21 protein-coding genes are annotated in these 23,791 nt (G+C 73.6%); 12 read left to right on the forward strand and 9 right to left on the reverse strand.

Features of this window, described 5'->3' with window-relative positions:
- Positions 1-80: 80 nt before the first annotated feature.
- Together ACFZB9_RS04100 and ACFZB9_RS04105 are read right to left on the reverse strand one after the other, a co-directional pair.
- Positions 81-1,007 carry a DUF4231 domain-containing protein gene (locus ACFZB9_RS04100; RefSeq protein WP_391443443.1) on the reverse strand — a complete coding sequence of 309 codons (927 nt, stop codon included), beginning with the start codon at positions 1,005-1,007 and terminating at the stop codon, positions 81-83.
- A gap of 273 nt (positions 1,008-1,280) precedes the next feature.
- Positions 1,281-2,030 (reverse strand): SIS domain-containing protein, encoded by a 750-nt coding sequence (locus ACFZB9_RS04105; protein WP_391443444.1) that lies wholly within the window; start codon positions 2,028-2,030, stop codon positions 1,281-1,283.
- Positions 2,031-2,202: 172 nt separating this feature from the next.
- On the opposite strand from ACFZB9_RS04105, the gene ACFZB9_RS04110 reads away from it, so the two are divergent.
- Complete coding sequence (locus tag ACFZB9_RS04110; RefSeq protein WP_391443445.1) at positions 2,203-2,895, forward strand: metal-dependent transcriptional regulator; 693 nt, start codon at positions 2,203-2,205, stop codon at positions 2,893-2,895.
- A 582-nt stretch (positions 2,896-3,477) separates the two neighbouring features.
- Here ACFZB9_RS04110 and ACFZB9_RS04115 read toward each other — a convergent pair.
- Entirely contained in the window at positions 3,478-4,215 is a 738-nt protein-coding gene (locus ACFZB9_RS04115; protein ID WP_391443446.1) for a bifunctional DNA primase/polymerase, read from the reverse strand.
- Between the two features lie 467 nt (positions 4,216-4,682).
- Here ACFZB9_RS04115 and ACFZB9_RS04120 point away from each other — a divergent pair, with 467 nt between their 5' ends.
- Both ACFZB9_RS04120 and ACFZB9_RS04125 read left to right on the forward strand, forming a co-directional pair.
- The gene (locus ACFZB9_RS04120; RefSeq protein WP_391443447.1) at positions 4,683-6,059 is read left to right on the forward strand and encodes a transcriptional regulator; all 1,377 of its coding nucleotides are present in this window, start codon (positions 4,683-4,685) and stop codon (positions 6,057-6,059) included.
- A gap of 271 nt (positions 6,060-6,330) precedes the next feature.
- The gene (locus ACFZB9_RS04125) at positions 6,331-7,566 is read left to right on the forward strand and encodes a hypothetical protein (RefSeq protein WP_391443448.1); all 1,236 of its coding nucleotides are present in this window, start codon (positions 6,331-6,333) and stop codon (positions 7,564-7,566) included.
- Positions 7,567-7,650: 84 nt separating this feature from the next.
- Here ACFZB9_RS04125 and ACFZB9_RS04130 read toward each other — a convergent pair whose 3' ends face one another.
- Positions 7,651-8,481 (reverse strand): neprosin family prolyl endopeptidase, encoded by an 831-nt coding sequence (locus ACFZB9_RS04130; RefSeq protein WP_391443449.1) that lies wholly within the window; start codon positions 8,479-8,481, stop codon positions 7,651-7,653.
- Positions 8,482-8,619: 138 nt separating this feature from the next.
- Between ACFZB9_RS04130 and ACFZB9_RS04135 the strand changes: the two genes are divergently transcribed.
- A complete protein-coding gene (locus ACFZB9_RS04135; protein ID WP_391443450.1) occupies positions 8,620-9,972 on the forward strand; it encodes a tetratricopeptide repeat protein in 1,353 nt (450 codons plus the stop codon).
- Positions 9,973-10,068: 96 nt separating this feature from the next.
- On the opposite strand, the gene ACFZB9_RS04140 is transcribed toward ACFZB9_RS04135, so the two are convergent.
- Positions 10,069-11,379, reverse strand: coding sequence for an ABC transporter substrate-binding protein (locus ACFZB9_RS04140; protein ID WP_391443451.1), 1,311 nt, complete (start codon positions 11,377-11,379; stop codon positions 10,069-10,071).
- A 159-nt stretch (positions 11,380-11,538) separates the two neighbouring features.
- Here ACFZB9_RS04140 and ACFZB9_RS04145 point away from each other — a divergent pair, with 159 nt between their 5' ends.
- Both ACFZB9_RS04145 and purU read left to right on the forward strand, forming a co-directional pair.
- Complete coding sequence (locus tag ACFZB9_RS04145) at positions 11,539-12,057, forward strand: hypothetical protein (protein ID WP_391443452.1); 519 nt, start codon at positions 11,539-11,541, stop codon at positions 12,055-12,057.
- A gap of 67 nt (positions 12,058-12,124) precedes the next feature.
- Entirely contained in the window at positions 12,125-13,006 is an 882-nt protein-coding gene (purU, locus tag ACFZB9_RS04150) for a formyltetrahydrofolate deformylase (protein WP_391444263.1), read from the forward strand.
- A 41-nt stretch (positions 13,007-13,047) separates the two neighbouring features.
- On the opposite strand, the gene ACFZB9_RS04155 is transcribed toward purU, so the two are convergent.
- Together ACFZB9_RS04155 and ACFZB9_RS04160 are read right to left on the reverse strand one after the other, a co-directional pair.
- Positions 13,048-14,190: a maleylpyruvate isomerase N-terminal domain-containing protein gene (locus ACFZB9_RS04155; protein ID WP_391443453.1), complete on the reverse strand. Its 1,143-nt coding sequence runs from the start codon at positions 14,188-14,190 to the stop codon at positions 13,048-13,050.
- 65 nt (positions 14,191-14,255) lie between these two features.
- Entirely contained in the window at positions 14,256-14,753 is a 498-nt protein-coding gene (locus ACFZB9_RS04160) for a sigma-70 family RNA polymerase sigma factor (RefSeq protein WP_391443454.1), read from the reverse strand.
- A 273-nt stretch (positions 14,754-15,026) separates the two neighbouring features.
- Between ACFZB9_RS04160 and ACFZB9_RS04165 the strand changes: the two genes are divergently transcribed.
- The 5 genes from ACFZB9_RS04165 to ACFZB9_RS04185 all read left to right on the forward strand — a co-directional run bounded on the left by ACFZB9_RS04165 (position 15,027) and on the right by ACFZB9_RS04185 (position 19,413).
- A complete protein-coding gene (locus ACFZB9_RS04165; protein ID WP_391443455.1) occupies positions 15,027-15,470 on the forward strand; it encodes an ATP-binding protein in 444 nt (147 codons plus the stop codon).
- A 429-nt stretch (positions 15,471-15,899) separates the two neighbouring features.
- Positions 15,900-17,258 (forward strand): MFS transporter, encoded by a 1,359-nt coding sequence (locus tag ACFZB9_RS04170; protein ID WP_391443456.1) that lies wholly within the window; start codon positions 15,900-15,902, stop codon positions 17,256-17,258.
- A gap of 11 nt (positions 17,259-17,269) precedes the next feature.
- Positions 17,270-17,806 carry a GNAT family N-acetyltransferase gene (locus tag ACFZB9_RS04175; RefSeq protein WP_391443457.1) on the forward strand — a complete coding sequence of 179 codons (537 nt, stop codon included), beginning with the start codon at positions 17,270-17,272 and terminating at the stop codon, positions 17,804-17,806.
- A 213-nt stretch (positions 17,807-18,019) separates the two neighbouring features.
- Complete coding sequence (locus ACFZB9_RS04180) at positions 18,020-18,379, forward strand: DUF4229 domain-containing protein (RefSeq protein WP_391443458.1); 360 nt, start codon at positions 18,020-18,022, stop codon at positions 18,377-18,379.
- Between the two features lie 5 nt (positions 18,380-18,384).
- Entirely contained in the window at positions 18,385-19,413 is a 1,029-nt protein-coding gene (locus tag ACFZB9_RS04185) for a LacI family DNA-binding transcriptional regulator (protein WP_391443459.1), read from the forward strand.
- Between the two features lie 121 nt (positions 19,414-19,534).
- Here the strand turns inward: ACFZB9_RS04185 and ACFZB9_RS04190 are convergent, their stop codons facing one another.
- Complete coding sequence (locus tag ACFZB9_RS04190; protein ID WP_391443460.1) at positions 19,535-20,749, reverse strand: MFS transporter; 1,215 nt, start codon at positions 20,747-20,749, stop codon at positions 19,535-19,537.
- A gap of 509 nt (positions 20,750-21,258) precedes the next feature.
- On the opposite strand from ACFZB9_RS04190, the gene ACFZB9_RS04195 reads away from it, so the two are divergent.
- Complete coding sequence (locus tag ACFZB9_RS04195) at positions 21,259-22,656, forward strand: dicarboxylate/amino acid:cation symporter (protein ID WP_391443461.1); 1,398 nt, start codon at positions 21,259-21,261, stop codon at positions 22,654-22,656.
- A gap of 593 nt (positions 22,657-23,249) precedes the next feature.
- Here ACFZB9_RS04195 and ACFZB9_RS04200 read toward each other — a convergent pair.
- Positions 23,250-23,453 carry a cold-shock protein gene (locus tag ACFZB9_RS04200; protein ID WP_184936065.1) on the reverse strand — a complete coding sequence of 68 codons (204 nt, stop codon included), beginning with the start codon at positions 23,451-23,453 and terminating at the stop codon, positions 23,250-23,252.
- Positions 23,454-23,791 lie beyond the last annotated feature (338 nt).

Below are 23,791 nucleotides of genomic sequence, written 5' to 3' on the forward strand. Positions count from 1 at the left end.
CTCGGGGACACGGGTAGGGGATCGAGGCCGGGACCGGCACAGGTCGCGGGCGACCTGTTGCGGATGCCGGGGTGAGGCCCTCAGTGGCCGGGCCCGCGGACCTCACGGCGGGCCTGCCAGGTGGTGTGCTCGCGCGACACGGCGTCCTCGGCGTCCCGGGCCAGTCGGGCCCAGATCTCCTCGGAGTCGGCGGCGGACAGGTCGAGCTGGGTCAACTGGGCGCGGACCAGCTCCAGTTCGTCGGCCGCCAGCCGGTAGGCGGCGGCCAGCGGGCGGTACTGGCGCAGCTGGGCCCAGGCGGTCACCGAGGCGGCCACCGCCGAGACGGTGCCCAACTGGTCGAAGGAGACGGTGTCCAGTGCCCGCAGCACCGCCAGCACCAGCCCCAGGGCCGGCAGCGCGACCCCGAGCAGTTCGGTGGTCCGCCCGGCCCGGTCGCAGTAGCCGGCCTTGGCCCGGTACCAGTCGTGCTGCACCAGAACCCGCTCGCGCAGGTAGACCTCCCGCCGCACGGTGAGCGGCTGCTCGCGCAGTTCCCGCATCGCGGCGGTCACCCCCGCGCGCCGCTCGGCATCGCCCGGCAGCGCCGGGCTGTGTCTGAAACCGCGCAGGATGCCGCGCAGCTGGAGGTCGTAGAGCCCCTCCGCGTCCGGCAGGGTGGTGGGCAGCGGCTGATAGGCGTCGGCCCGCACCGCGAACTTCCAGGCCAGCGTCTTGACCGACTCGGCGGCCGCCCGGCCCTCGTACCACAGGCCCTGCGGGTTGCGCCGGCTGACCACCACGGCCAGCCAGCCGGCCCCGAGGTAGGCCGCGGCGGCGACCCAGGCGTACGGGCGCCCGGCCAGCGAGCCGACCGCCGCCCCGGCGGTGAGCAGCAGCAGCTGCCAGCGGGCCAGCGTGATCGAGTGGCGCTGGCCGCGCTGCGAGGCGGAGTCGGCGACCCGGAACAGCTCGGGCAGCAGCTCGGCCTCGTGGACCGGGTCCGTCGATTGTGCGCCGGCTGCCATCCCGTCCCCCCGTCCCCCCGTGCGCCTGGTGTCCGCTGGTCCGTCCGTTGGCGCGTCCGTTGGCGCGTCCGTTGGCGCGTCCGTTGGCGCGTCCGCTGTCCGTTCCCGATGGACACTGACGTACTGCCCGCGGCGGAGGGCGGGTACGCCTTTCGCCCGGCTCAGTATGGGCGCCGGGCCGGTGCGCGCACAGGGGCTGGTATCCACCGCTTTGGGGCGGTTGAAGTGCGCGGGGCTTGTTGCGGGGCTCGTGCGGGTGGACGGCGCGATCGGTCAGAACGCGTAGAAGATCCGGTCCGCGTTCTCGGCCATCACCTTGGCGTTCCAGTCGGTGCCGCCGTCCACGTTGCCGGAGCGGAACAGCGGGGCACTGATTCCGCGCTCGGCCAGCTTGCCGACCGCGCTCACCACCACGGCCTGCATCAGCGCACTGGTGGTGATGGTGGAGACCGGGCCGAAGGAGGTCTCGACGCCCGGGTGGGTCAGCTCGCCGTCACCCACCGCGACCTTGTTGTCCAGCACCACGTCGCAGTGGTCCTTCAGGTAGCTGCCCGAGGGGTGCTGGGAGCTGACCTGGCCGGGGTAGGCGAGCGAGGTGACGCCGACCACGTGCAGGCCGCGGGCCCGGGCGTGCGCGGCCAGCTCGATCGGCATCACCTGGCGGCCGGAGAGCGAGATGACGAAGAGCAGGTCACCGGTGGTGGCGGGGGTCAGGTCCAGGGTCGCGGTGGCCAGCCCGGAGACCCGCTCCAGCGCGCTGCCCAGGTGCGCCGGGATCACGTTGACCCCGGTGGTGCCCGGCACGTTCAGCAGGTTGAGGACGACCAGGCCGCCGGCCCGGTAGACCACGTCCTGGGCGGGCAGCGAGGAGTGGCCGGCGCCGAAGGCGAAGATCCGCCGGCCCTCGGCGACCGCGTCGGCCAGCAGCGCGCCGGCCCGGTCGATCGACCCGGCCTCCTCCGTGCGCACCCGCTCCAGGTGTGCCGCCGCCGCCGCGAAGTACTGCCCGACCAGGTCATCCATGAAGATCTTCCCTAACCGCCAGTGGAGAAAGCTACGGCGAGCACGGTGCTGCCTGGGCGGGCAGGCTGTCAACAGGGACGAAACCACCGGGAAGCGGATTGCGCCGGGCTCGGTTGTCCCTGCCGTACGTCAGAATTGGCGGTGAGGATACCGAGGAACGGAGCCTGCGGCGATGTCTGGGCTGATCGACACGACTGAGATGTACCTTCGCACCATCCTGGAGCTGGAGGAAGAGGGCATCACCCCGATGCGCGCCCGGATCGCGGAGCGCCTGGAGCAGAGCGGCCCCACGGTCAGCCAGACGGTCGGCCGGATGGAGCGCGACGGCCTGCTCCAGGTCGCCGGGGACCGCCACCTGGAGCTGACCGAGGAGGGCCGCCGGCTCGCCGTGCGGGTGATGCGCAAGCACCGGATCGCGGAGTGCCTGCTGATCGACGTGATCGGCCTGGAGTGGGAGGAGGTCCACGAGGAGGCCTGCCGCTGGGAGCACGTGATGAGCGAGACGGTCGAGCGCAAGGTGCTCGCCATGCTCGGTCACCCCACCCAGTCGCCGTACGGCAACCCGATCCCGGGCCTGGACGAGCTGGGCGACAGCAAGGCCGAGGGCGAGGGCTTCGACGCCGCGCTGGTCACCCTGGACGCGCTGCGCCCCGGTGACGACGGCGCCAGCGTGGTGGTGCGCCGGATCGGCGAGCCGATCCAGACCGACGAGGAGCTGATGCGCACCCTGCGCCGGGCCGGGATCCGTCCGGGGGCCACCGTGCAGGTCGCCGCGGCGGTCGGCGGTGTGCTGGTCGGCAGCGGCGCGGAGGCGGCGGAGCTGGGCAAGGACATCGCGCAGCACGTCTTCGTGGCGCAGCCGTAGCGGTTGCGGTGGCCGGAGCAGGGCCGCCCGCTCGGCGTGGACTGAACTGAGGGCTCCGGCGCGTCCCCGCGCGCCGGAGCCCTCAGTTGGTCCCCACCCTGATCCCCACCCGGTCCCCCCGCTCCCTCCCGCTTCCCCTCCTGCGCCACGCCCGGCTTCCCCGTCCAGGCGTCCCCCCGGCTCCCCCGGCCCTGCTCCCCCATGACCGTCCCCGACGGCCGTCACCGGCAGTTCCCCGATGGCCCGTTCCCCGTGGGCCTGTTCCCTTGGTGGTTGCTCCCGGCGGTCCCTTTCGTCGTGGTTTGTGCGGTCCCTGTCTGCAGCGATTCATCCCCTGGACGGCAGGCGCCAATCCCCGGCCCCTGTCACTCGTCCGAGCGGCTTGCCCTGGCGGCCACCGGGTACGCCAGCTTCTTAGGACGATCACTCCGGCCCTCGGGCAGCGCCAACAGCGGGCCCGGAGTCCCGGGCCCGCTCGGTCTGCTGACGTTGCGTCAGCCTTGCGTATCGGCGCCGCGGGGGCGCTGCCTTTCTAGCGCCGCGGGGGCGCGGCCTTACTAGCGCCGCGGGGGCGCTGCCCTTCTAGCGCCGCGGGGGCGCGGCGACCGCGGCCGGTGGTGCCTTGGGCTGCGGTGGGGCCAGCCGCGCGGCCGGCGCGTCCCGGCCGCAGGCGTAGGCGAGCGGGTTGATCAGCTCGTCCGCGTCCGGCAGCCACCGGTTCATCGCGGACGGCTGGCGGGCCCACTGGGCGAAGGTGTAGGCGCCGATCCGGGAGGGCGGCGCGACGATCCAGCCGCCGTCTCCGTGACAGGTCAGGTCGAGACGCCCCGACGCCCAGCCGAGCTTGCGCAGCGCCTCGGGCACCTTGGCCTGGGCACCGGGCAGCACCAGGAAGAGCAGCCGCCGCCCGCGTTGCCCCGGCGAGGCCGGCACCGAGGCGACCGGGCCGAGCTGCAGCTGCAGGCGCTCCATCCGGGCCAGCGCCAGGCAGCCGGCCACCTCGGGGACGTCCAGCACGTCGAAGGAGCGGCCGGTGGGCAGCAGGATCGAGGCGTTCGGGTTCTCGGTCCACCAGCGGCGCACCACGCCGGGGCCCGAGGTGGCCCGCCGGTGCCAGTCCTGGGTGATGGGATGCGCGCCCGGCAGCGGGCAGTTCGGCGCGCCGCACGAGCAGCGGGCCGGGCCGTCGTCCTCGATCAGGTGGGTGCCGGGCACGACCTCCCAGTGCCGGTCCTCCGCGTACCTGACCGCCTCGATCAGCAGCGGGGAGATCGGTTTGCCGTCACTGCCCTGCTGCGGGGCTCCTGGGGTCTCTTCCACGTGCTGCACAACTACCGGCCGTTGGGCGGGTTACGGGATGCCCGGGGGCGAGCGGTCCCGGGCGGGCAATGTCACCCGAACCGGTGAGCCGCGCCGCGGGCCGCACTGCCGGGCGGGTGGTGGCGGGAGTGCGGCCGGCCGCCCCGCGCGGTGGCGGACCCTGGCGCGGAAGGTGGCGCTCCGCAGGCGTTGGCACGGCGTTGCCCTGGCGTTCGCCCCCCGTCGTCCAGGTGGGCGCAGCGGGGGCGCACAGGAGCATTTTCCAGGGCGCGCACGCTGATCCAGTCGTTCACATGGGTATCCCGATGGTGTCGTTGATCGCTAACCTGGCCTCAAGTTCCTTCACTGGCCGGGTAGTCGGCGCGCCACCGGGCCTCCTGCGGAGTCACGTCCGGCGCCTCGGCAACCAGAGCAGCAGAGTCGACGCCCGCCGGCCGAAACCGGGGGGCGCTGGGGAGGCGAAGCCCATGGCCGCGAGACCACTCGTCGCACGACAGCCCAACGAGCGCCTGCAGTCGCTGATCCAGGAGGCGAGCTGCTCCAATGCGGGTCTCGCCCGCCGGGTCAACCTCTGCGGTGCCGAGCACGGGCTCGACCTGCGCTACGACAAGACCTCGGTCGCGCGCTGGCTGCGCGGCCAGCAGCCGCGCGGCCAGGCGCCGGCGGTGATCGCCGAGGCGCTGGGCCGCAAGCTCGGCCGCGGCGTCACGGTGGACGAGATCGGCATGGCCGACGGCAAGAACCTCACCTCGGGGGTCGGCCTGCAGTTCGCCGCCACGCTCAGCGGTGCGCTGGAGCAGGTCTGCGAGCTGTGGCGCAGCGACGTCAGCCGCCGCGACTTCCTCAACGGCGCCTCGGTGGCCGCCTCCGCGCTGGTCGAGCCCAGCCGGGACTGGCTGATCACCCCGCCGGACCCGGTGGTCGCGCGCAGCGGCGGCCCGCGGGTCGGGCCGGCCGATGTCGCGGCGATCCGGGCCACCACCGAGATGCTGGTCGACCTGGACCACCGGTTCGGCAGCGGACACGTCCGCCCGGTGGTGGTGCACTACCTCAACAGCGTGGTCTCCGGGCTGCTCAGCGGCGGCTACCGGGAGGAGACCGGGCGCCAGCTGTTCGCGGCGGTGGCCCGGCTGACCGAACTGGCCGGCTACATGGCGGTGGACACCGGGCAGCCCGGGCTCGCCCAGCGCTACTACATCCAGGCGCTGCGCCTGGCCCAGGCCGCCGACGACCGCGGCTACGGCGGCTATGTGCTGGCCGCCTCGATGAGTCACCTGGCGGCCACCCTGGGCAACCCCCGGGAGATCGCCCAGCTGGCCCGTGCCGCGCAGGAGGGCGCCCGTTCGGTGGCCACCCCGACCGCGATGGCGATGTTCTACGCCGCCGAGGCGCGCGGCCACGCGCTGCTGGGCGACGCCCGCTCCTGCGAGCTGGTGGCGGCCAAGGCGGTGGAGGCGATGGAGCAGCGCAAGCCCGAGGACGACCCGGACTGGATCGTGCACTTCGACGCGGCCTACCTGGCCGACGAGTTGGCGCACTGCTACCGCGACCTGGAGCTGTCCAAGCAGGCCGAGCGGCAGGCCAGGATCGCCCTGGAGCTGCACCCGCCCACCCGGGTCCGGCGCCGTGCGGTGGACCTGGTCCTGCTGGCCACCGCGCAGTTGCAGCAGCGCGACATCGAACGGGCCTGCGAGACCGGGGCCCAGGCGGTGCGGCTGCTCAACGGGCTGCGCTCCAACCGGGGCGTGGAGTACTTGGACGACTTCCGGCGGCGGCTGGAGCCGTACCGCGACCACCGGGTGGTGCGCGAGTTCCAGCAGCGTGTGGACGTGGAGGCCGCGTGACCGAAGCTTGACGGTGCCGCGCGCGATCCTGTGGTGAACGGACGGGAACACCTGCCCGCGTGGTCACCCGTAGCGGTGAACCGGTAGCGTGGGCCGGAGGTAGTGAGGAACTCCAGAAGTGGTCCGCCGTCAGCTAGCGCGCGGAAGAACCGAGGAAGGCCCGGGTGCTCACACCGGACAGGGAGTACGGGCGGTCCACCAGTCATGGGACCGCCCGGCCGCCGCTTGCTGTCCCGGTGCGCCCGCAGCCGTGCACAGGTGAGGATTCGCGTTGAGCCAGCGCCGCTCGTACCCCAACTCCGGTGACTTCAACCTGGACGACCTGTTCCGCCCGGAGCCGGCTCCAGGGCAGCAGCCGCCCGTGCCGCCGCAGGGGGCTCCCCAGTCGCCGCCACCGGCGGTCACCCAGGCCGGGCAGGGCGGGCCGGAGTACCTCGGCCCGGGGGCGTCCTGGGGCGATGCGCCGACCGCCTATGTGCCCGAGGTGGGGCAGGAGCCCGCGGGGGAGACCCAGTACCTGCCGCCGTACCCGACCAGCGACCCGATGGCGGGCGGCGTGCCGGGGCAGGCCGGCCCGCACGGGCAGCCTGCGCAGCAGAGCATGGGCGGGCAGCAGCCCTTCCCGCAGAACCCGCCGCCCTTCCCGGGGCAGCCGAGCTACGGGGGCCAGCAGGGCTTCGGCGGTCAGCAGACCTTCGGCGGCCGGCCGCCGGCCGGGCAGCCGGCCTACGGCGGGCAGCAGTCCTTCAACCCCGCCGCCGGTTATGCCGCCACCGAGTACCAGACCCCCAACGAGCAGACCACCCGCCTGGGCCGTGCCTCGCTGCCGCCGGCCGGGTCGGACGGCGGCTCGCGGATGTCCCGCAAGGCCGTGATCGGTGGCGTGGTGGCCCTCTGCGTGGTGGGCGGCATCCTGGTGGGCGTCCTCGCCGGCGGCAGCGGTGACGACACCAAGACGAAGGACAAGGCCAAGGCCAAGCACACGGCGGCGCAGGGCACCGATGCCTCGGCCAGTGCCGACCCGAGCAGCTCCGGCAGCTCCAGTGCGCTCAGCGCGGACGCCCAGGGCCAGGCCAAGGCGCTGTCCGACCTGCTGGGCACCGCCAACTCCAGCCGTCAGGCGGTGATCGGCGCGGTCGGCGCGGTCAAGAAGTGCGACAACCCGGCCGCCGCCCAGACCGCGCTGACCCAGGCCTCGGCCCAGCGCAAGGAGCTGATGACCAAGCTGGCCGCCCTCAAGGTGGACAAGCTGCCCACCGGCAAGCAGTTGGTGGACCAGCTCAACGCGGCCTGGCAGGCCTCCGCCAACGCGGACGACGCCTATGCGGCCTGGGCCGGCGACTTCGCCCAGAGCTGTGACCCGACCAAGGTCGGCTCGGACGCCAACCTGGCCTCCGGCGACCAGGCCAGCGGCACCGCCACCACCGCCAAGGGGCAGGCTTCGGGCACCTGGAACGCCATCGCCCAGCAGGCCGGCCTGCCCTCGCTCAGCCCGGCCCAGCTCTGACCGGGCCGGCTGTGACCTGCCCGGCTGTGACCTGCCCGGCTGTGACCTGCCCGGCTGTGGCCGGGCCGGCCTGCCCGGTGCGGGTCAGCAGGGGCCGGTGCCGGGCCCGCCGAGGTGGAACGAGGTCGCCGTGACGCGTCCGGCACTGTAGAGCGCCGGGCTGGTGGCGGTGACCGTCAGGTGCGAGCGGTCGGTGGCGCCGAGCAGGTGGAAGTCGTCGATCCAGCCCGAGTCGTGCGCGGTGCCGGGCCGCCCGTCGCCCATCTGCTCGCAGGTGCTCCCCGCGGCGTGGGCGACCTCGCCGAAGGCGCTGATCATCTGGGCCCGGGTGTACTTCCCCTGCCAGAGCGAGCCGGGGAAGTAGCCCACCGCCTGGTCGTTGTAGAAGAGCCACCAGTCGCCGGCCACGTTCTGGATGCTGAACCGGGCGGCCGAGCCGGCCGGCAGCGCCATGCCGGCCTTCACGCTGTGCGAGACCTGGACGAAGCCGCAGCCGTTGTAGCAGCTCTCCGCGCCGTCCACCCAGTGGTAGACGAACAGGTGCGGCCGCAGGTCGCCGTTGAGCCCGAGGTCGACCGTCCAGCCGATCTCCACGGTGGACTTCTGGTCGCCGGACTGCAGGGCCAGCTCCTGCAGCGAGTGCGAGTCGGTGTCGCCGGGCTTGATCGCGGGGGCGGCCACCAGCATCCGCATCGTGGCCCCGCTGGCGTCGGTGACCTGACGGCCGTTCACGTAGTCGTAGCAGGCCCCGAACCAGCAGATCGGGCCGGTGGTGGCCGCCGCGGCGGCCGACTGCGGCAGCAGCGGCACCGCGGGGGCGAGGGGGGCCGCGCCGGCCGCGGGCGCGGCGGCCAGCAGGCCGAGGGCGGCCGCGAGAGTGGTGGTGGCGCCGATGATGGTCTGCCGGATGCGCATGGGTGGGGGTCCATTCCGCTGGGGGCGAGGGGGTTAAGTTCTGATGTAAGTTCACTTACATCGGCGGTTAAGCTAGTTGGCGGTGGGCCGCAGCCGCAATACCCTGACCCGGGAAAACGGCCAGGAAAGACGAGCGTGATGAACGAGACGATCGACCGGGCCGGCCTCGGCCGCCGCCTGCTGGCGCTGCGCACCGAACGCGGGCTCACCCAGCGGGCGCTGGCCGAGCCCGACTACACCGCCGCCTACGTCTCCACCGTGGAGTCCGGCAAGGTCCGCCCCTCGGAGGCCGCGCTGCGCCACCTCGCCGGCCGGCTCGGGGTCAGCGTCGAGCAGCTGGTCACCGGCCGCCCGCCGCACCTGGCCACCGAACTCGGCCTGCGGCTGGCCCAGGCGCACCAGGAGCTGGCGGGCGGCGACCCGGCGCGGGCCGGTGCCCGGTACGCCGAACTGGCCGACGAGGCCGCCCGCTACGACCTGCCGGAGCAGCACGCGGCCGCGCTGGTGGGGCTCGGCGACTGCGCGCTGGACAGCGGCGAACTCGACCGGGCGATCGAGCACTTCCAGGCCGCCGAGGAGCTGCTGCGCGCGGCCCCGCTGCCGCAGCGGGTGCCGGCCCTGCGCGGCCGCGCGGTCGCCCACCTGCTCGCCGGCGACCTGCGCTACTCCTGCTATCTGCTGGAGAGCGCGATCGACCAGCTCAACGCGAGCGGCCTGCCCGACCCGCAGGCGCTGCTGCTGCTCTACTCGGCGGTGATCGCGCCCTACCTGGACCTGGGCGCCCACCGGCGCGCCGCCCGGGCCGCCGAACTCGCCCTGGCGCTGGCCCCGCAGGTGGCCGACCCCGCCCTGGTGGCCCGGCTGCACCGCTCGGTGGCCCGCACCCTGCTCGCCGAGGGCCGGGCGGCCGAGGCCGACGCCTCGCTCGCCCAGGCCCAGGAGCTCTACCAGCAGCTGCACATCCGCACCGAACTCGCGCACTGCCACTGGATGCGCGGTTACCTGCGCGCCCAGGACGGCGACCTGCCCGCCGCCGAGCGCGAACTGCGCACCGCACGCGAACTGTTGAGCGGCCGCCAGGGCGGCCGGGCCAGCCTCTACACCCAGCAGATCGACGTCGAACTCGCCGACGTGCTGCACCGCTCGGGCCGCACCGGGCAGGCCTCGGCGCTGCTGGCCGACCTGCTGGACTCGCTGCACCCGGGACGCGGCGCGGTGCACGCGGGCGCCGCGCACCGCCTGCTGGGCCGGATCGCCGAGGAGGACGGGGACCCGGCGGCGGCCGAGGCGCACTACCGCGCGGCCCTCGAACTGCTGCAGGACGCGGGCGCGGTGGCCGATCTGGCGGACCTCTGCCGCCTGCTGGGCGACCTGCTGCGCCGGGTGGGCCGGCCGGCGGAGGCGCTGGACGTCTACCGCAGCGGTCTGGGCCACCAGGCCGCCCCGGGCACCACCACCCTCGGCCCGGCCCCGGCGGTGCCGCCGGCCTGAGCGGGCCTCGGCCGGGCCCCTGAACGGGCCTCAGCCGGGCCCCTGAACGGGCCTCAGCCGGGCCGGGAGCGGTTCAGGAGGGGGCACAGGGCGGGCTCAGGAGGGGACGGGGGAGGGGGTGCCGGGGCCGCTGGGCGGCGCGCCCCCGGTGAGGACCCAGCGGACGTCCACGAAGCCCGGCTGCTGCTCCACCAACCGCCCGCCCTGCACCTGCTGGAAGGTCACCGAGGTGTTCACCAGGCGCGGGGTGTCGGCGCTGGCCAGCATGTCGGTCAGCGCCCAGCTGAGCGGCGGGGTGGCGCCGCCGGTGCCGATCGGCTGGCCGTTCTCCAGCTGGTCGCGGAGCGCCTTGCTGGTGACCGGCTGGCTGCCCAGGCGCTGCACGGCCTGCAGGAAGACCTGGTAGGCGACCCAGGTGGTCTCCACCCCGGGGTCGGAGACGTCGATGGTGGTGAGGTCGGCGGCGTCCCTGGTGCGCACCACCGTGCGCAGCTGGTCCCAGACCTTGGAGTCCTCGGGCGGGTACCAGCCGGTCGCGTAGGCGCCGCTGAGCGGGCCCGCGTCGCCGCCGGTGGAGTCCACCACGGACTGCTGGAAGCTGCCGATCACCGAGGCGAGCAGGGTGTTCTGGTGCGGCTGGCGGCGCAGCGAGTCCAGCAGGTTGAGGGTGGGCACGGCGCTGAGCGCGGCGGTGACGCAGTTGCCGGGCCGGTCGGTGCCGATCGCCTGGCGGGCCTGGGCGGCGAAGTCGCTGGAGGTCTCGTTGGCCCGGATGTCGGTCAGCTTCACGTTGTTCGGCTGCAGGGCCGCGCCGAGCGCGCCGACCAGGGTGTCGCCGGCCGGGGTGTCGGGGCGGATCAGCGCCACCGTGCGGCAGCCGGCCGCGACCAGCTGCCGGCCGCTGCCGGCGATCAGCGCGGGCGTGCCGCCGGCCACCGGGTAGGAGACCGGGCTGGTGAACTCGGGGCCGGAGAGCCCGTAGCCGCCGATGTACGGGATCCCGCTGGTCTCCAGCTGCGGCATGAAGGCGTCGCCGAACTGGCTGTAGGAGCCGATCACCGCGACCGCGTGGGCCGTCACGGCTTGGCGGGCGCAGGCGGCGGCGCCGTCGGCGGTGTTGTGCTCGTTGCAGGTGAGCACCCGCAGCCGGTGGCCGCCCACGCCGCCCTGGGAGTTGATCGAGTCGCCGATCGCGGTGGCCAGCGCCGTCATGCCGGGCCGGTCGGCCGAGCCGGTGTTGGCGGGCGCCCAGGTCATCACCGTCAGCTCGGTCTTGTCGGCGGCGGCGCCGGCCGAACCCCCGCAGGCGGTGGTGCTCAGGAGCAGGGGGAGTAAGGCGGCCGCGACGGCCGCACCGCCGGTGCGCCGGCGCCCGGCCACCGGCCGTCCGGGTGTGTCGGTGCTCATCTGCTCGCTACCCCCACGTCCGAATCCGTTGGCCGACAGCCTTGACGCGGGTTCACTCCAGCAGAGGTCGGCCGGGCGAACATCGCGGGACGTGGCGATGAACTCGGAGTGTGGACGCGTGTAGATGTTGGGTGGATGGGGAACGTACGATCGTTTGCCATGGCGATCGGCACAGAATCTTCGGACGGCTCTCCGCGAAACCCTTCTCGTACGGGGCGCCGCTCCAGCACCATGGGCGGCATGCCGCTCAACGATCTGCCCTGGTGGCGCTGGCGCGCCCGGTTGCGCTCCGCCCTGCACATGCTCGCCGACCCCGCCTTCCAGCAGGAGTACTGGGCCGGTGGTCGCCCGGGCTACGGCGACGTGACCGACGCCGTCTACCGCCTGGTCGAGGACAGCTGGCTGGACCGCTGGTCCGCCGAGAAGTACATAGGCACCGTGATCCGGGACGCCACCGAGGCGGCCCTGGTGGACGCGGCGGTGCTGCGGGTGCTGCGCATCCTGCACGAGGTGGGCGCGGACGCCCCGGCCGCCGCCTACCTCGGCCACCCCGACTGGCCGGAGGCGGTGGCCGCCGCCCGCGCCGCGCACGAACTGCTGGCGGTCAACGACGGTGAGGACCCGGCGGCGGCGCCGCGTTCGCTCGAAGTACTGAGGATCCTCACCCGCATCGGCTGAGCGGTGCCCGGCTGTGCCACCCTTGACGGATCCAGCGGGCGATGAGTAAGGACCAGTGAAAGAGCCAGTGGTGGAGCAGCGGACCGCGACCGAACCGACCCAGTACGTGCTGACCCTGTCCTGCCCGGACAAGCAGGGGATCGTGCACGCGGTCTCCAGCTACCTGTTCATGACCGGCTGCAACATCATGGACAGCCAGCAGTTCGGCGACCGGGACACCGACAGCGGGCTCTTCTTCATGCGGGTGCACTTCTCCGCCGAGGCGCCGGTGACGGTGGACGGCCTGCGGGCCAGCTTCGCCGCGATCGGCGCCTCCTTCGGCATGGAGTGGGAGATCCACCCGGCCATCGAGAAGATGCGCGTGGTGCTGATGGTCAGCAGGTTCGGCCACTGCCTGAACGACCTGCTCTTCCGCACCTCGATCGGCGCGCTGCCGATCGAGATCGTCGCGGTGGTCTCCAACCACACCGACTTCGCGGAGCTGACCGCCTCGCACGGCGTCCCCTTCGTGCACATCCCGGTGACCCGGGAGGCCAAGGCGCAGGCGGAACAGCAGCTGCTCGACCTGGTCGAGGCCGAGCGGGTCGACCTGGTGGTGCTGGCCCGCTACATGCAGGTGCTCTCGGACGACCTGTGCAAGGCGCTCAACGGCCGGGTGATCAACATCCACCACTCCTTCCTGCCGAGCTTCAAGGGCGCCAAGCCCTACCACCAGGCGCACGCCCGGGGCGTGAAGCTGATCGGCGCGACGGCCCACTATGTGACGGCCGACCTGGACGAGGGCCCGATCATCGAGCAGGAGGTGGCCCGGGTGCAGCACGACGTGACGCCGGAGCAACTGGTCGCGCTCGGCCGGGACGTGGAGTGCCAGGCGCTGGCCCGCGCGGTGAAGTGGCACAGCGAGCACCGGGTGCTGCTGAACGGCACCCGGACCGTCGTCTTCGCCTGATCCGTCGGGTTCAGGGCTCACGGGTTCAGGGCCTCACGGGTTCAGGGCCGGGAGAGCAGCGGCACCGCCGCCAGCACCTCGCGGATCGCCGCCCGGTCGCCGTACTCGCCGACCGGGAGGCGGTCCGGGTCCCGGTGCGCGGCCGCGAGCTGGCAGAACTCCACGCCGTCGATCACCAGTTCGGCGACCGGATCGCCCATCGCCGCCGCTTCGCTCGACTCCTCCCGGTGCGCCGTCCCGTCCAGCGGGATCAGCCACTCCCCGTTGGCCGGCCCCTCGATCACCAGCCGCAGGGTGCGGGCCGAGCCACCGGCGCCGGGCGCGGTGCCCGCGTAGGCGGCCTGCCGCCGCCCGGCCAGCGCCACCGGCAGCATCCGGGCGGCCAGGTCGACCATCTGCCGCAGGTGCGGCGGGGTCGGCGCCGCATAGGGGTAGTCGACCGCGCGGGCCACGTCCTCGCCGTGGATCCAGGTCTCGAAGGCCCGGTCGACGAAGGCGTCGCGGACCGGCACGGTGGCGAAGCCGTAGTCCACGCACTTGTCGGCGGCGGCCGGCTCGGCGCCGCGCAGCATCGCCCGGGTCTGCGCCCGCCAGAGCGAGCGCACCTCCTGCGGGGCGGCGCCGGCGTGGGCGCGGGCCAACCGGTCGGAGCGGTCCAGCAGGGCGTGGAACGGATCGGCGGTCCCGGCCGGCGGACCGCCCTGCGCCGGCACCCGGCCCTCGGCGGTCGTCACCGGGTCCGGCAGGCCCAGCACCTGGGCGAGCAGGCCGTCCACGGCGGCCAGGTGGCAGAGCACCTCGGCCGGACGGCGTCTGAGCACCCCGCCGTGCCAGGGCAGTTCGGCCATCTCCTGCCACTCGCCGGGGCCCAGGTCACGCAGCAGCGCGTCCAGCTTGGCGGTCTCCGCGGCGTACGGCGCGGCCCAGGAGGCCACCGGGAGGTCGGCGGCGCGGCGGGTCAGGCAGAAGTCGAGCACCTGTTGGCGCAGCCCGTCCGGTTGGTCCAGCGGGTCGTCGGTGTGCAGCCGGGCGGCGGCCCGGCGCAGCCGTTCGCCCTCCTCGGCGCAGTCCGGGCAGCGGGTGAAGTGCCGCTCCAGCGCGGCGCCTTCCTCGGGCAGGCAGGCGCGCAGCGCCCAGGCACCGAGGAGGGCGCGCAGCACCTCGTGGTCCTGCTCCGTCAGCACGGCCCGGTCTCCTGTCACAGCCGATCCCCCGTCACAGCCGCTCCCCGGTCAGCAAGGTGCTCTCATCATGACCCGAACTCCAGTTCAGAAGCGAGCAGTTGCAGGCCAAGACGGAGACGCTGCTTGGCGGCCTGCTCGCTGATGCCCAGGCGTCGGGCGGTCTCCTGGTAGGTGCGGCCGTCCAGCCAGGTGGTCTCCAAGGTCTCGCGCAGTGGCGGCGGCAGCGCGGCCACCACGTACTGCACCTGCGCGGCGGCGGCCCGGTCGTGGATCTCCTCGGCGCACAGCTCGGCCCGGCGCAGCCGCTCCACGGCGCGCTGCTGGGTGAGTTCGCCGACCCAGGAGCGCAGCGAGCGCAGCGCGGGGTCGAACTCCTCCGGGTGCTCCCAGAGGTGGCCGAAGACCTCGCGGGTCAGGTTCGCCGCGGCCTGCTCGTCGCCCAGGATCCGTCCGGCCAGGCCGTGCACCAGGGGTGACAGCTGGTCATAGAGCTCGCCGAGCGCGCTCTCCTCGCCGCGGGCCAACCGCGACCGCATCTGCTGGTCCCAGTCGGGGACGGTCATGGCACCACGGTAGTAGCGGGTGCCGCCGGATGGAGGCCCTTTATCGGAAAAGCACTGCATCCGAAGAGAGCGGCTATCGGACGTAACCGGCTATCCGACGAGCTGGGCGGAGCTGTTCGAGAGCGGCTGGACATATGTCGCACGGGTGGTTTCGCCGCGTGGCCACAGCGGGTCACCGGGGGTGGGGCGGTAGGTTTCGTCACGCCGGACAGGCCCTGGGCCGCCGACGCCCGGACAGTCCTACCGGTAGCTCGTCATGCAGGTGGTGGAGCGGTGCAGGTGCTTCAGGTACAGCTCGCGGTGGCCGCCGACCCCGTGGAGGTCGGCCGGGCCCGCCGATGGGTCCGCGCCCAGGTGCTCGCCTTCGGGGCGGACCCAGGGGCGCCGTTCGCCGAGACCCTGGTGCTGGTGGTCTCCGAGCTGGTGACCAACGCGGTGGTGCACACCGGACGGCCCGCCGCGCTGCGGCTCAGCTGGCCGCCCGACCCGGCGGCGCCGCTGCGGGTGGAGGTGACCGATGCCAGCGGCACCGCGCCGGCACCCCGGCACGCGGCCGCCTCGGCCACCAACGGCCGCGGGCTGGAGCTGGTCGAACTGCTCTGCGCGCGCTGGGGCTGGTATCCGCAGGGCTCCGGCAAGCTGGTCTGGTGCGAGCTGGACCGGGGCCCGCTGGCCGACGGCGGGTCGGCGCGCGAGCACGGGATGCTGACGGCCTGACGGGCTCCAGGGCCGGTCGTCCTGACGGGTTCCGAAGCCGGCCGTCCCGACGGGCGGCGAGGCCGGTCGTCTTGACGGGACGCGAGGCCGGTCGGCGGCCGGATCCGGCTGGTCAGCAGGCCGAAAGCCAGCGCAACCCTTCGGAATTTCCGACAAACCATTGACGTGACGTATCCAGCTGATCACCCTTGGGTGAGCTCTCCGTCGCGAGGGGACGCCAAGGGCTGGTCAGCCAGGGGGATCGGGCCCGTGCGGGCCGGATCGGCTGCCGGTGCCCTTGGCGAGTGCGGAGCGCCCAGTGCGGGTCAGGGCCCGTACCGGCGGCCGCCCGGGCTGGGTACCCGGCGGCCGCCGTCGCCCTGGCTGTGCACCCGGATCGTGACCGGAAACCACTGGAAATCCGCTGTGGTCTATACCACCCTGCTCCCTGTGAACGGTCCCAGTGCCCCCACCGGCCCCTCATCTCCCACCAGCCCCACGCCTGCTGACGCCCCCGCCATCTGGTCCCGCTCGTTCCGCCTCTACTTCACCGCCCGCAGCTCGGGCCTGCTCGGGGACGCGATGCTGCCGGTCGCCGTCTCGGCCGGCCTGATCGGGTCCGGACACTCCGTCAGCACCGTCGGCTACGCGCTGGCCTGGTGGCTGGCCCCGTTCGCCGGGCTGATCCTGATCGGCGGGGTGCTGGCCGACCGGTTCACCGCCCGCCGGATGATGATCGGCGCCGACCTGACCAACCTGACCACCAGGATCCTGCTGGCGCTGCTCTTCTTCCACGGCATCCAGCACACCTGGCAGCTCTACGGGCTGCTCGCGCTGGCCGGGGCCGCCGGCGCGATGTTCCAGCCGGGTGCGGCCAGCACGGTGCCGCTGGTGGCCCGGGACGTCCAGGGCGCCAACGGCGTGCTGCGCACCGCCGAGGCCGTCAGCGCGCTGGGTGGCCCGGCGCTGGCCGGCGCGCTGGTCGGCGCGGCGGCCACCGGGTGGGTGATGGTGATCGCGGCCGTCACCTTCGGGCTCAGCGCACTGTGCCTGCTCGCCCTGCGCCTGGGCCCGGTGCCCGCGCCGCCGCCCGGCGACAGCCTCTGGCGCAACCTGGTGGTCGGCTGGCGCGAGTTCCGCTCCCGCGGCTGGATGTGGGGCGTCATCCTGATCTGGATGGGCTACAGCGTCTTCGGCTACGGGCCGGTGGTGCCGCTGGCCGCCAGTGTGCTGGTGCCCGCACACGGTTCGGCGGTGTACGGGCTGCTCAGCTCTGCCTACGGCGTGGGCACCGTCGTCGGCGGCGTGCTGGCGATCCGGTTCAAGCCGAACCGCCCGCTGGCCGTCGGCAGCCTGGCCATGCTGGCCGCGCCGCTCTACCCGCTGGGCATCGCGCTGGACCTGCCGGTGCCCGCGCTGATCGGCTGCCTGCTGATCGCCGGGACCGGCTACACCTTCTGGGGCGTCATGTGGGCCACCAGCGTGCAGACCCAGGTGCCGGGCGAGGTGCTCAACCGGATCCACGCCTACGAGGTGGCCGGTTCGGTCTGCATGGTCCCGCTCGGCAGCGCGCTGGCCGGTCCGGCCGCCGGGGCGTACGGGGCGCGGGCGGTGCTGCTCTTCGGCGCCGGGGTCACGGTCGCGGTGGTGGCGGCGCTGCTGCTCACCCCGGCGATCCGGGGCCTGCGCCGGGTGACCTCGCCGCCGGTCGCCCAGCCGGTCGCCCAGCCGGTCGCCCAGCCGCCTGCGCAGGCGGCCGGGCAACCGCCCGCCGATGGGGCCTCACCACGGGTCACAGCCGCGCAGTAGCATCCGGGACCATGACGCTGCACTTCACCCTCGATCCCGAACCGACCGCGGAGTTGCGCGCCGAGATCCTCACCCTGTGGACGGACGTCTCGAACGCGGGCGGCGCGGTCGGCTTCGTGCCGCCGGTCACCGAGGAGCAGGTGCGGCCGACGGCGGAACAGCAGCTCGCCGGCGTCGCCAGCCGCGCGGAGAGCGGCCCCGACCGGCTGCTGGTCGCCCGGGCCGAGCCCGCCGGCCCGCTGGCCGGGGTGCTCTTCTTCGAGTCCATGCGCTTCGACCTGATGGACCACTGGCGGATGCTGAAGCGGGTGATGATCGCCCCGTCCTGCCAGGGGCTCGGCTACGGCGCCGAGTTGATGGCCGAGGCCGAGCGGGTCGCGCGCGGCTGGGGCCTGGCCGGGCTGCAGCTGACCGCGCGCGGCGGGATGGGGCTGGAGAAGTTCTACGGCCGCTGCGGCTACACCGAGGTGGGCCGGGTGCCGGGCGCGATCCGGGTGGCGCCGGGCGACGACCGCGACGACATCACCTTCTGGCTCGACCTGCGCTGAGGCCGCCCGACCTGCGCCGGGGCCGCCCGACCGGTGCCGGGACCGGGCCCCGCGGTCGCGCGGAGCCGGGCCCTGACGTCGCGCCGGGCCGGGCTCCCGCCCTCGTGCCGAGGCGGGCGAGGGCCGCAACGATGGGCATGCTTCACTGGAAGGCCCCGTCACCCCTGCGAAGGCCGGCCGTAGCCCCACCGCCCGTCGAGAAGGAAGCCACCCGTGAGCAGCAGCAAGTCCCACGCCACGCTCCGCTACACCTCCATGCGGGCCAGCATCTTCCTCGCCTGCCTGCTGGTCACCACGCTGCTCGGCCACTTCGGGGTCATCCCCGTGGTGGGCGCCACCGGTTTCGTCTTCCTGGTGCTGCTGGCCGCCCTGGTCTCGGCGCCGATCAGCTACGTGGTGCTGAGCAAGCAGCGCGACGAGATGTCCGCGCAGGTCGTCAGCAAGGTCAGCACCATCCGCTCGCGCACCGCCAACCGGATCGCGGAGCAGAACGCCGAGGAGGACGCGGCCGACGACGCGGCCCGCGCCGCGAGCCCTGCGGCCACCGCACCCGCCCCGGCCCAGCAGTCCTGACCCGCGTGGCGAGCAGCGCCGAGCCGCCCACCGCGCCCGGACCCGCCCGCCGCCCCACCGGGCGCGACGTGGCCCAGCTGGCCGGCGTCTCGCAGGCCACCGTCTCGCTGGTCTTCTCGGGCTCCGAGGCGGGCCACCGGGTCTCCGACGCGACCCGCCAGCGCGTGCTGGAGGCGGCCCGCGGCCTCGGCTACCGCCCGCAGGCGGCCGGCCGGCAGCTGCGGCTGGGGCGCAGCGGCCTGGCCCTGCTCGCCGTGCCCAACCTGCAGGGGCCGTTCTTCGGCCGGGTCTTGGCCGGTGTGCACGAGGAGGCCGCGCGCCACGGTCTGGAGGTCGTGGTCAGCTCCGGCTGGAGCGCCGCCACCCTCGCCGAGGCCGCCACCACCAGCCGGTTCGACGGCCTGCTGATCTGCTCGCCGGACGACAGCCAGCTCGGCGCGCTGCCGGCCGGCACCCCGGCGGTCTTCCTGGACGCCGACCCGGCCTCGTCCGGCGGCGCCCCCACCGTCGAACTCGACGTCGCGGGCGGCATGGCCGCCGCCGTCGCGCACCTGGCCGCGCTCGGCCACCGGCGCTTGGGGCATCTGCGCTCCACCCACAGCGCCTACACCTTCCGGGTCCGTCAGGCCGCCTTCGAGGCCGCCGTCCACGGCCTGGAGGTGATCGAGGTCGGCGTCACCCTCAACCGCGGGGAGGCCGCCGCCCGGGTCGCCGCCACCGAGCTGCTGAGCCGCCCCGACCGCCCGCACGCCGTGGTCTGCGACGACGACGTGGTCGCCTCCGGCCTCTACCAGGCCGCCGCCGACCTCGGCCTGGGCATCCCCGCCGACGTCTCGGTGGTCGGCATCGACAACGTCTCCGTCGCCGCGCTGCTCACCCCGCCGCTGACCACCGTCGACCTCCCGGGCGAGGAGCTGGGCCGCGCGGGCGTGGCGGCGCTGGCCGCCCGCCTGGACGGCCGGGAGGTGGCGCCGGTGGCACCGCTGGAGACCTCGCTGATCGTCCGCTCCTCCACGGGACCGGCCCGGCTCTGATCCCGGTCCGGCCCTGGCCCTGGTCCGGCTCTGATCCCGGTCCGGCCCTGGCCCTGGTCCGGCTCTGATCCCGGTCCGGCCCTGGCCCTGGTCCGGCTCTGATCCCGGTCCGGCCCCGGCCTCAGCCCGCCAGGCTCGCGAGCACCGGTGCCGCCTGCGGGGCCGCCACCGGCCGCAGGCGGTGGCGGGCGGCGAAGAGCAGCAGCCCCCCGAGCGCGATCCCGCCGACCGAGCAGTACGCCACCCCGGTCAGGGAGTTGCCCGCCAGCGCGCCGGAGACGGCGTAGCCGAGCGCGTTGCCGGTGGCGAAGAGCGTGACCAGCCAGGCGAAGGCCTCGGTGACCGTGCCGGTCGGGGCGAGTTCGGCGACCAGCACGAAGGCGGCGGCGAGCAGCGGCGCCAGGCCGATGCCGGAGACGAAGGCGAGCACCGACATCAGGCCGGGGTCGGGGAGCAGCAGCAGCGGCAGGTAGCACAGGGCCATCGCCAGGGAGATCGCCCAGGTGCGGGTGGCCGTGCTGCTGCGCCAGCGGACCGCGCCGTAGGCCAGCGCGCCGAGCAGGCCGGCCAGCGCGGCGAGCGCGAGCAGCAGGCCGGCGCCGCCGGGCAGCTGGTGCGGGTGGCGCTCGGCGTAGGCGATGAAGAGCACGTTCTGCGCGCCGACCGTCCAGCCCGCGCCGGCCAGGCCGATCAGCAGCAGCACCAGGCCGGGGGAGCGCAGCGGGCCGAGCAGCCCGGCTCCGTGGTCGCGCGGCGGGGCCTGCCAGTGGCGGGCCGGTGCGGCGGTGGCGACCACCAGCGCGCCGGCCAGGCCGAGGCCGGCGGCGGCCCACAGCGCGGCGACGGGGCTGGCGACCGCGGCCAGGCCGGCCACGGCCAGCGGCCCGGCCACGTAGAGGATCTGCTGCGAGGCGGAGTCGAAGGCGTAGGCGGTGTCCAGCTGTTCCTCGGCGACCACGTCGGGCCACAGGGCGCGCAGGCAGGGTTCCAGCGGCGGCATCGCCAGGCCCGCGATCGCGGCGCCGCCGATCGCGGCCGCGGCGCTGCCGGGCGCGAGGGCGAGCAGCGCGTAGCCGAACCCGGCCGCGACGGCGGCGCAGAGCAGCACCTTGGGCTGGCCGGTGCGGTCCACGATCCGGCCGAGCACCGGGCCGCCGATCGCGGCGCAGATCGCGTAGGCGGCGGTGGCCAGCCCGATCCTGCTGTACGGCGCTCCGGCCTCGCGCAGGGCGAGGGCGATGACGAGCGCGGTCATGCCGGCCGGCAGTCGGCCGAGCAGGGTGCCGAGCAGCAGCCGGGTCACATGAGGGGCGCGGAGCAGGGCGAGGTAGCCCACGGGGGTCTCCCGGGCAGTGGCGGACAGCAGGGGTGGTGAAGCAAGGGTGGTGAAGCAGGGGCGCCGGGCATGCCAGGGCATGCGGGGGCGGAGAACAGTCAAGTTATACGTATAACCGGGCGCGGTCAATCCGACAGGCGGCCGACCGTGGCGCGCTCATGACTGTCCACATGTCAAACAACTACTTTGAAGATCTCAAATCTTTACTGTTAATGTGTCGACCATGACCACCCCAGGCGCACTCCGGCAGCAGGACATGAGCGGCCCGCTCATGCCGTGCGCGCTGCCGTCGATGCCGCCCTGCCCGGGGGCCGGTGGTGTGGCGGATGCCTGCCGCGGCGCGTGTCGCGTTCCGAGCTGTAGCTAGGCGGCGTACCTCCCCGCGAATCCCGCGGACTCTCCGGCCGATCGCTGATCAAGATCGATCGAACACGGACGTTTCCGGTGCGCCGCCTGCCTTCCTCCCCCCCCTGTCCTGCCTCCCCCCTGCCCCCCGGAGCCGCACTGCCATGTCCGCCCCCGCCGCTTCCTCCGCCCCCGCCGGTCCAACCGCGCCCACCGGCCTGGCCCGGCTGCGCCGCACCCCGTTCTGGGTGCAGATCATCGCCGGCCTGGTGCTCGGCGTCGTGCTCGGCTTCATCGCCCGGCAGAACGACGTCTCCTGGCTGAGCACCACGCTCGACACCATCGGCAAGACCTTCGTGCAGCTGCTCAAGCTGGCCGTGCCGCCGCTGGTGTTCACCGCCATCGTGGTCTCGATCGCCAACCTGCGGAACGTCACCAACGCCGCCCGGCTCGCCGCGCGCACCCTGCTCTGGTTCGGGATCACCAGCCTGATCGCGGTCTCCATCGGTCTGACGATCGGTCTGCTCACCGACCCGGGCCACGGCACCAACCTCTCCACCACCGGGCTCAAGGCCCCCGCCGACTCCGGCTCCTGGGTGGACTTCCTGACCGGCATCATCCCGACCAACATCGCGGACGCCTTCCTCAAGGTGAACGTGCTGCAGATCGTCTTCCTCGCGGTGGTGGCCGGTGCCGCGATCCTCAAGGTGGGCGAGAAGGCCACGCCGGTGCTCCGGCTGAACGAGTCGGTGCTCGAACTGGTGCAGACCGCGCTGTGGTGGGTCATCCGCCTGGCGCCGCTGGGCACCCTGGGCCTGATCGGCAAGTCCGTCGCCAAGTACGGCTGGGACCTGCTGCGCCCGCTGGCCACCTTCACCGCCGACATCTACGTCGGTTGCGCGCTGGTGCTGTTCGTCGTCTACTCCCTGCTGCTGCGCTTCGCCGGCGGACTGAACCCGGTGCGCTTCTTCCAGGGCGCCTGGCCCGCGATCCAGCTCGCCTTCGTCTCCCGCTCCTCGGTCGGCACCCTGCCGGTCACCCGCCGGGTCACCGAGCGGCTGGGTGTGCCGCGTGAGTACGCGAGCTTCGCGGTTCCGTTCGGCGCGACCACCAAGATGGACGGCTGCGCCGCGATCTACCCCTCGATCGCCGCGATCTTCGTCGCCCAGGTCTACGGCATCCACCTCGGCATCGGTGACTACCTGTTGATCGCCTTCGTCTCGGTGATCGGCTCGGCGGCCACCGCCGGCCTCACCGGCGCGATCGTGATGCTGACCCTGACCCTGTCCACCCTGGGTCTGCCGCTGGAGGGCGTGGGCCTGCTGCTGGCCATCGACCCGATCCTCGACATGATGCGCACCGCGACCAACGTGGCCGGTCAGGTCGTCGTCCCGATCCTGGTCTCGGCCCGCGAGAAGACCCTGGACCTCGCGGCCTACAACGCCCCGACCAGCCGGGAGCTGTACGAGGCCGACAGTGCCGAGGGTGCCGAGGGTGCCGACGGTGACGGCTCGGCGGTGCCGGCCCGGGCCGAGGGCGAGCGGGTACCGGCCGCCGTCTGACGGACGGACAGCGCGGAGCGACAGCGCGGAGGGGCGCGCCGCGGGCCGGAGCGAGCAGGACAGCTCCGGCCCGCGGCGCGTTCGCGCGTGTTTCCGGGTGCCGTGCGCCGGGTACCGTCCCCGTGCTTCAGCGGTGGCCAGGGCCGGCCCGACGTGTCGGCGCCACCAGGGGGAGAGAGCGACTCTCCAGTGGCAACAGTTGGTTGGACCGCCTCGATTGCGGCCTATCTGGCAGGCGGATTCTGGATCCTGCGTTACATCTGCGGCCAACTGGTCGATCTCTGCGGCGAAGTCTCCCGCGCACTGCGTGCGGTCCGGGTGCTGCGGGACGACTGGAAGAGCGGGCGACCGAAAAGCCGGGAGGCGCACGGGGCGCCCGCCCGGGGGCGCGCAGAAGTTAACGTGCCATCAAAATCGAGCCAACCTGAAAAGGGCTCGGGAAACTGCCCCAAAGGGAAAACGGCAGGGGGCCTGCCGGGCGAAGCGCGGCTGGCCCCCTTGGTGGTGCGCGTCATGCTCGGCGGCCCGGGGAGGGCCACGGGTGGACCCGGTGGTGGCCGGGTCCTGAGCGATCAGTCAGCAGAGAAGTGACGTCAGACGGTGGTGACGTTCTCCGCCTGCGGGCCCTTGGGGCCCTGGGTGACGTCGAAGGTGACCTGCTGGTTCTCCTCCAGCGAGCGGAAACCGTTCGCGTTGATGGCGGAGTAGTGGACGAAGACGTCGGGGCCGCCGCCCTCCTGGGCGATGAAGCCGAAGCCCTTCTCAGCGTTGAACCACTTGACGGTTCCCGTGGCCATGCCGTTCTCCTTGCGAGGGACGTATTGGTTACCACACCGTGTGGTAGCCGGTCCGCTGCGCTGATCGCCCCGCCTCCGGAGTGGGCCCGGAGTTTTTCGCATAATGCTGCAATGCTGAAAAACTACAAAAAGCCCGCGGTTACATGCTCCGCAGGCTTCAAGTACTGCAAGGGGAATCAAACTGCAACTGGATGAAACCGTAGCACGCAGGCGCGGGCTCGACCAGAGGTGTCTGCAGGGACCTGAGGGGCGTGTCGTAGATGGCTGAAAGCGTGTTGCGCGGGGGTCGCGCCGAACCACGGAAGGCACAGGCATACGCTGCCAGCACAGGACCGACG

It is taken from the genome of Kitasatospora sp. NPDC008050 (assembly GCF_042957465.1).
Taxonomy (GTDB): domain Bacteria; phylum Actinomycetota; class Actinomycetes; order Streptomycetales; family Streptomycetaceae; genus Kitasatospora.

Coding starts and splice junctions, on each gene's coding strand:
- ACFZB9_RS04105 (WP_391443444.1), bottom strand. CDS start 2,030: ATGGATGACCTGGTCGGGCAGTACTTCGCGGCGGCGGCGGCACACCTG.
- ACFZB9_RS04175 (WP_391443457.1), top strand. CDS start 17,270: ATGACGCTGCACTTCACCCTCGATCCCGAACCGACCGCGGAGTTGCGC.
- ACFZB9_RS04130 (WP_391443449.1), bottom strand. CDS start 8,481: ATGCGCATCCGGCAGACCATCATCGGCGCCACCACCACTCTCGCGGCC.
- ACFZB9_RS04200 (WP_184936065.1), bottom strand. CDS start 23,453: ATGGCCACGGGAACCGTCAAGTGGTTCAACGCTGAGAAGGGCTTCGGC.
- ACFZB9_RS04120 (WP_391443447.1), top strand. CDS start 4,683: ATGGCCGCGAGACCACTCGTCGCACGACAGCCCAACGAGCGCCTGCAG.
- ACFZB9_RS04195 (WP_391443461.1), top strand. CDS start 21,259: ATGTCCGCCCCCGCCGCTTCCTCCGCCCCCGCCGGTCCAACCGCGCCC.
- ACFZB9_RS04135 (WP_391443450.1), top strand. CDS start 8,620: ATGAACGAGACGATCGACCGGGCCGGCCTCGGCCGCCGCCTGCTGGCG.
- ACFZB9_RS04100 (WP_391443443.1), bottom strand. CDS start 1,007: ATGGCAGCCGGCGCACAATCGACGGACCCGGTCCACGAGGCCGAGCTG.
- ACFZB9_RS04110 (WP_391443445.1), top strand. CDS start 2,203: ATGTCTGGGCTGATCGACACGACTGAGATGTACCTTCGCACCATCCTG.
- ACFZB9_RS04145 (WP_391443452.1), top strand. CDS start 11,539: ATGGCGATCGGCACAGAATCTTCGGACGGCTCTCCGCGAAACCCTTCT.
- ACFZB9_RS04160 (WP_391443454.1), bottom strand. CDS start 14,753: ATGACCGTCCCCGACTGGGACCAGCAGATGCGGTCGCGGTTGGCCCGC.
- ACFZB9_RS04140 (WP_391443451.1), bottom strand. CDS start 11,379: ATGAGCACCGACACACCCGGACGGCCGGTGGCCGGGCGCCGGCGCACC.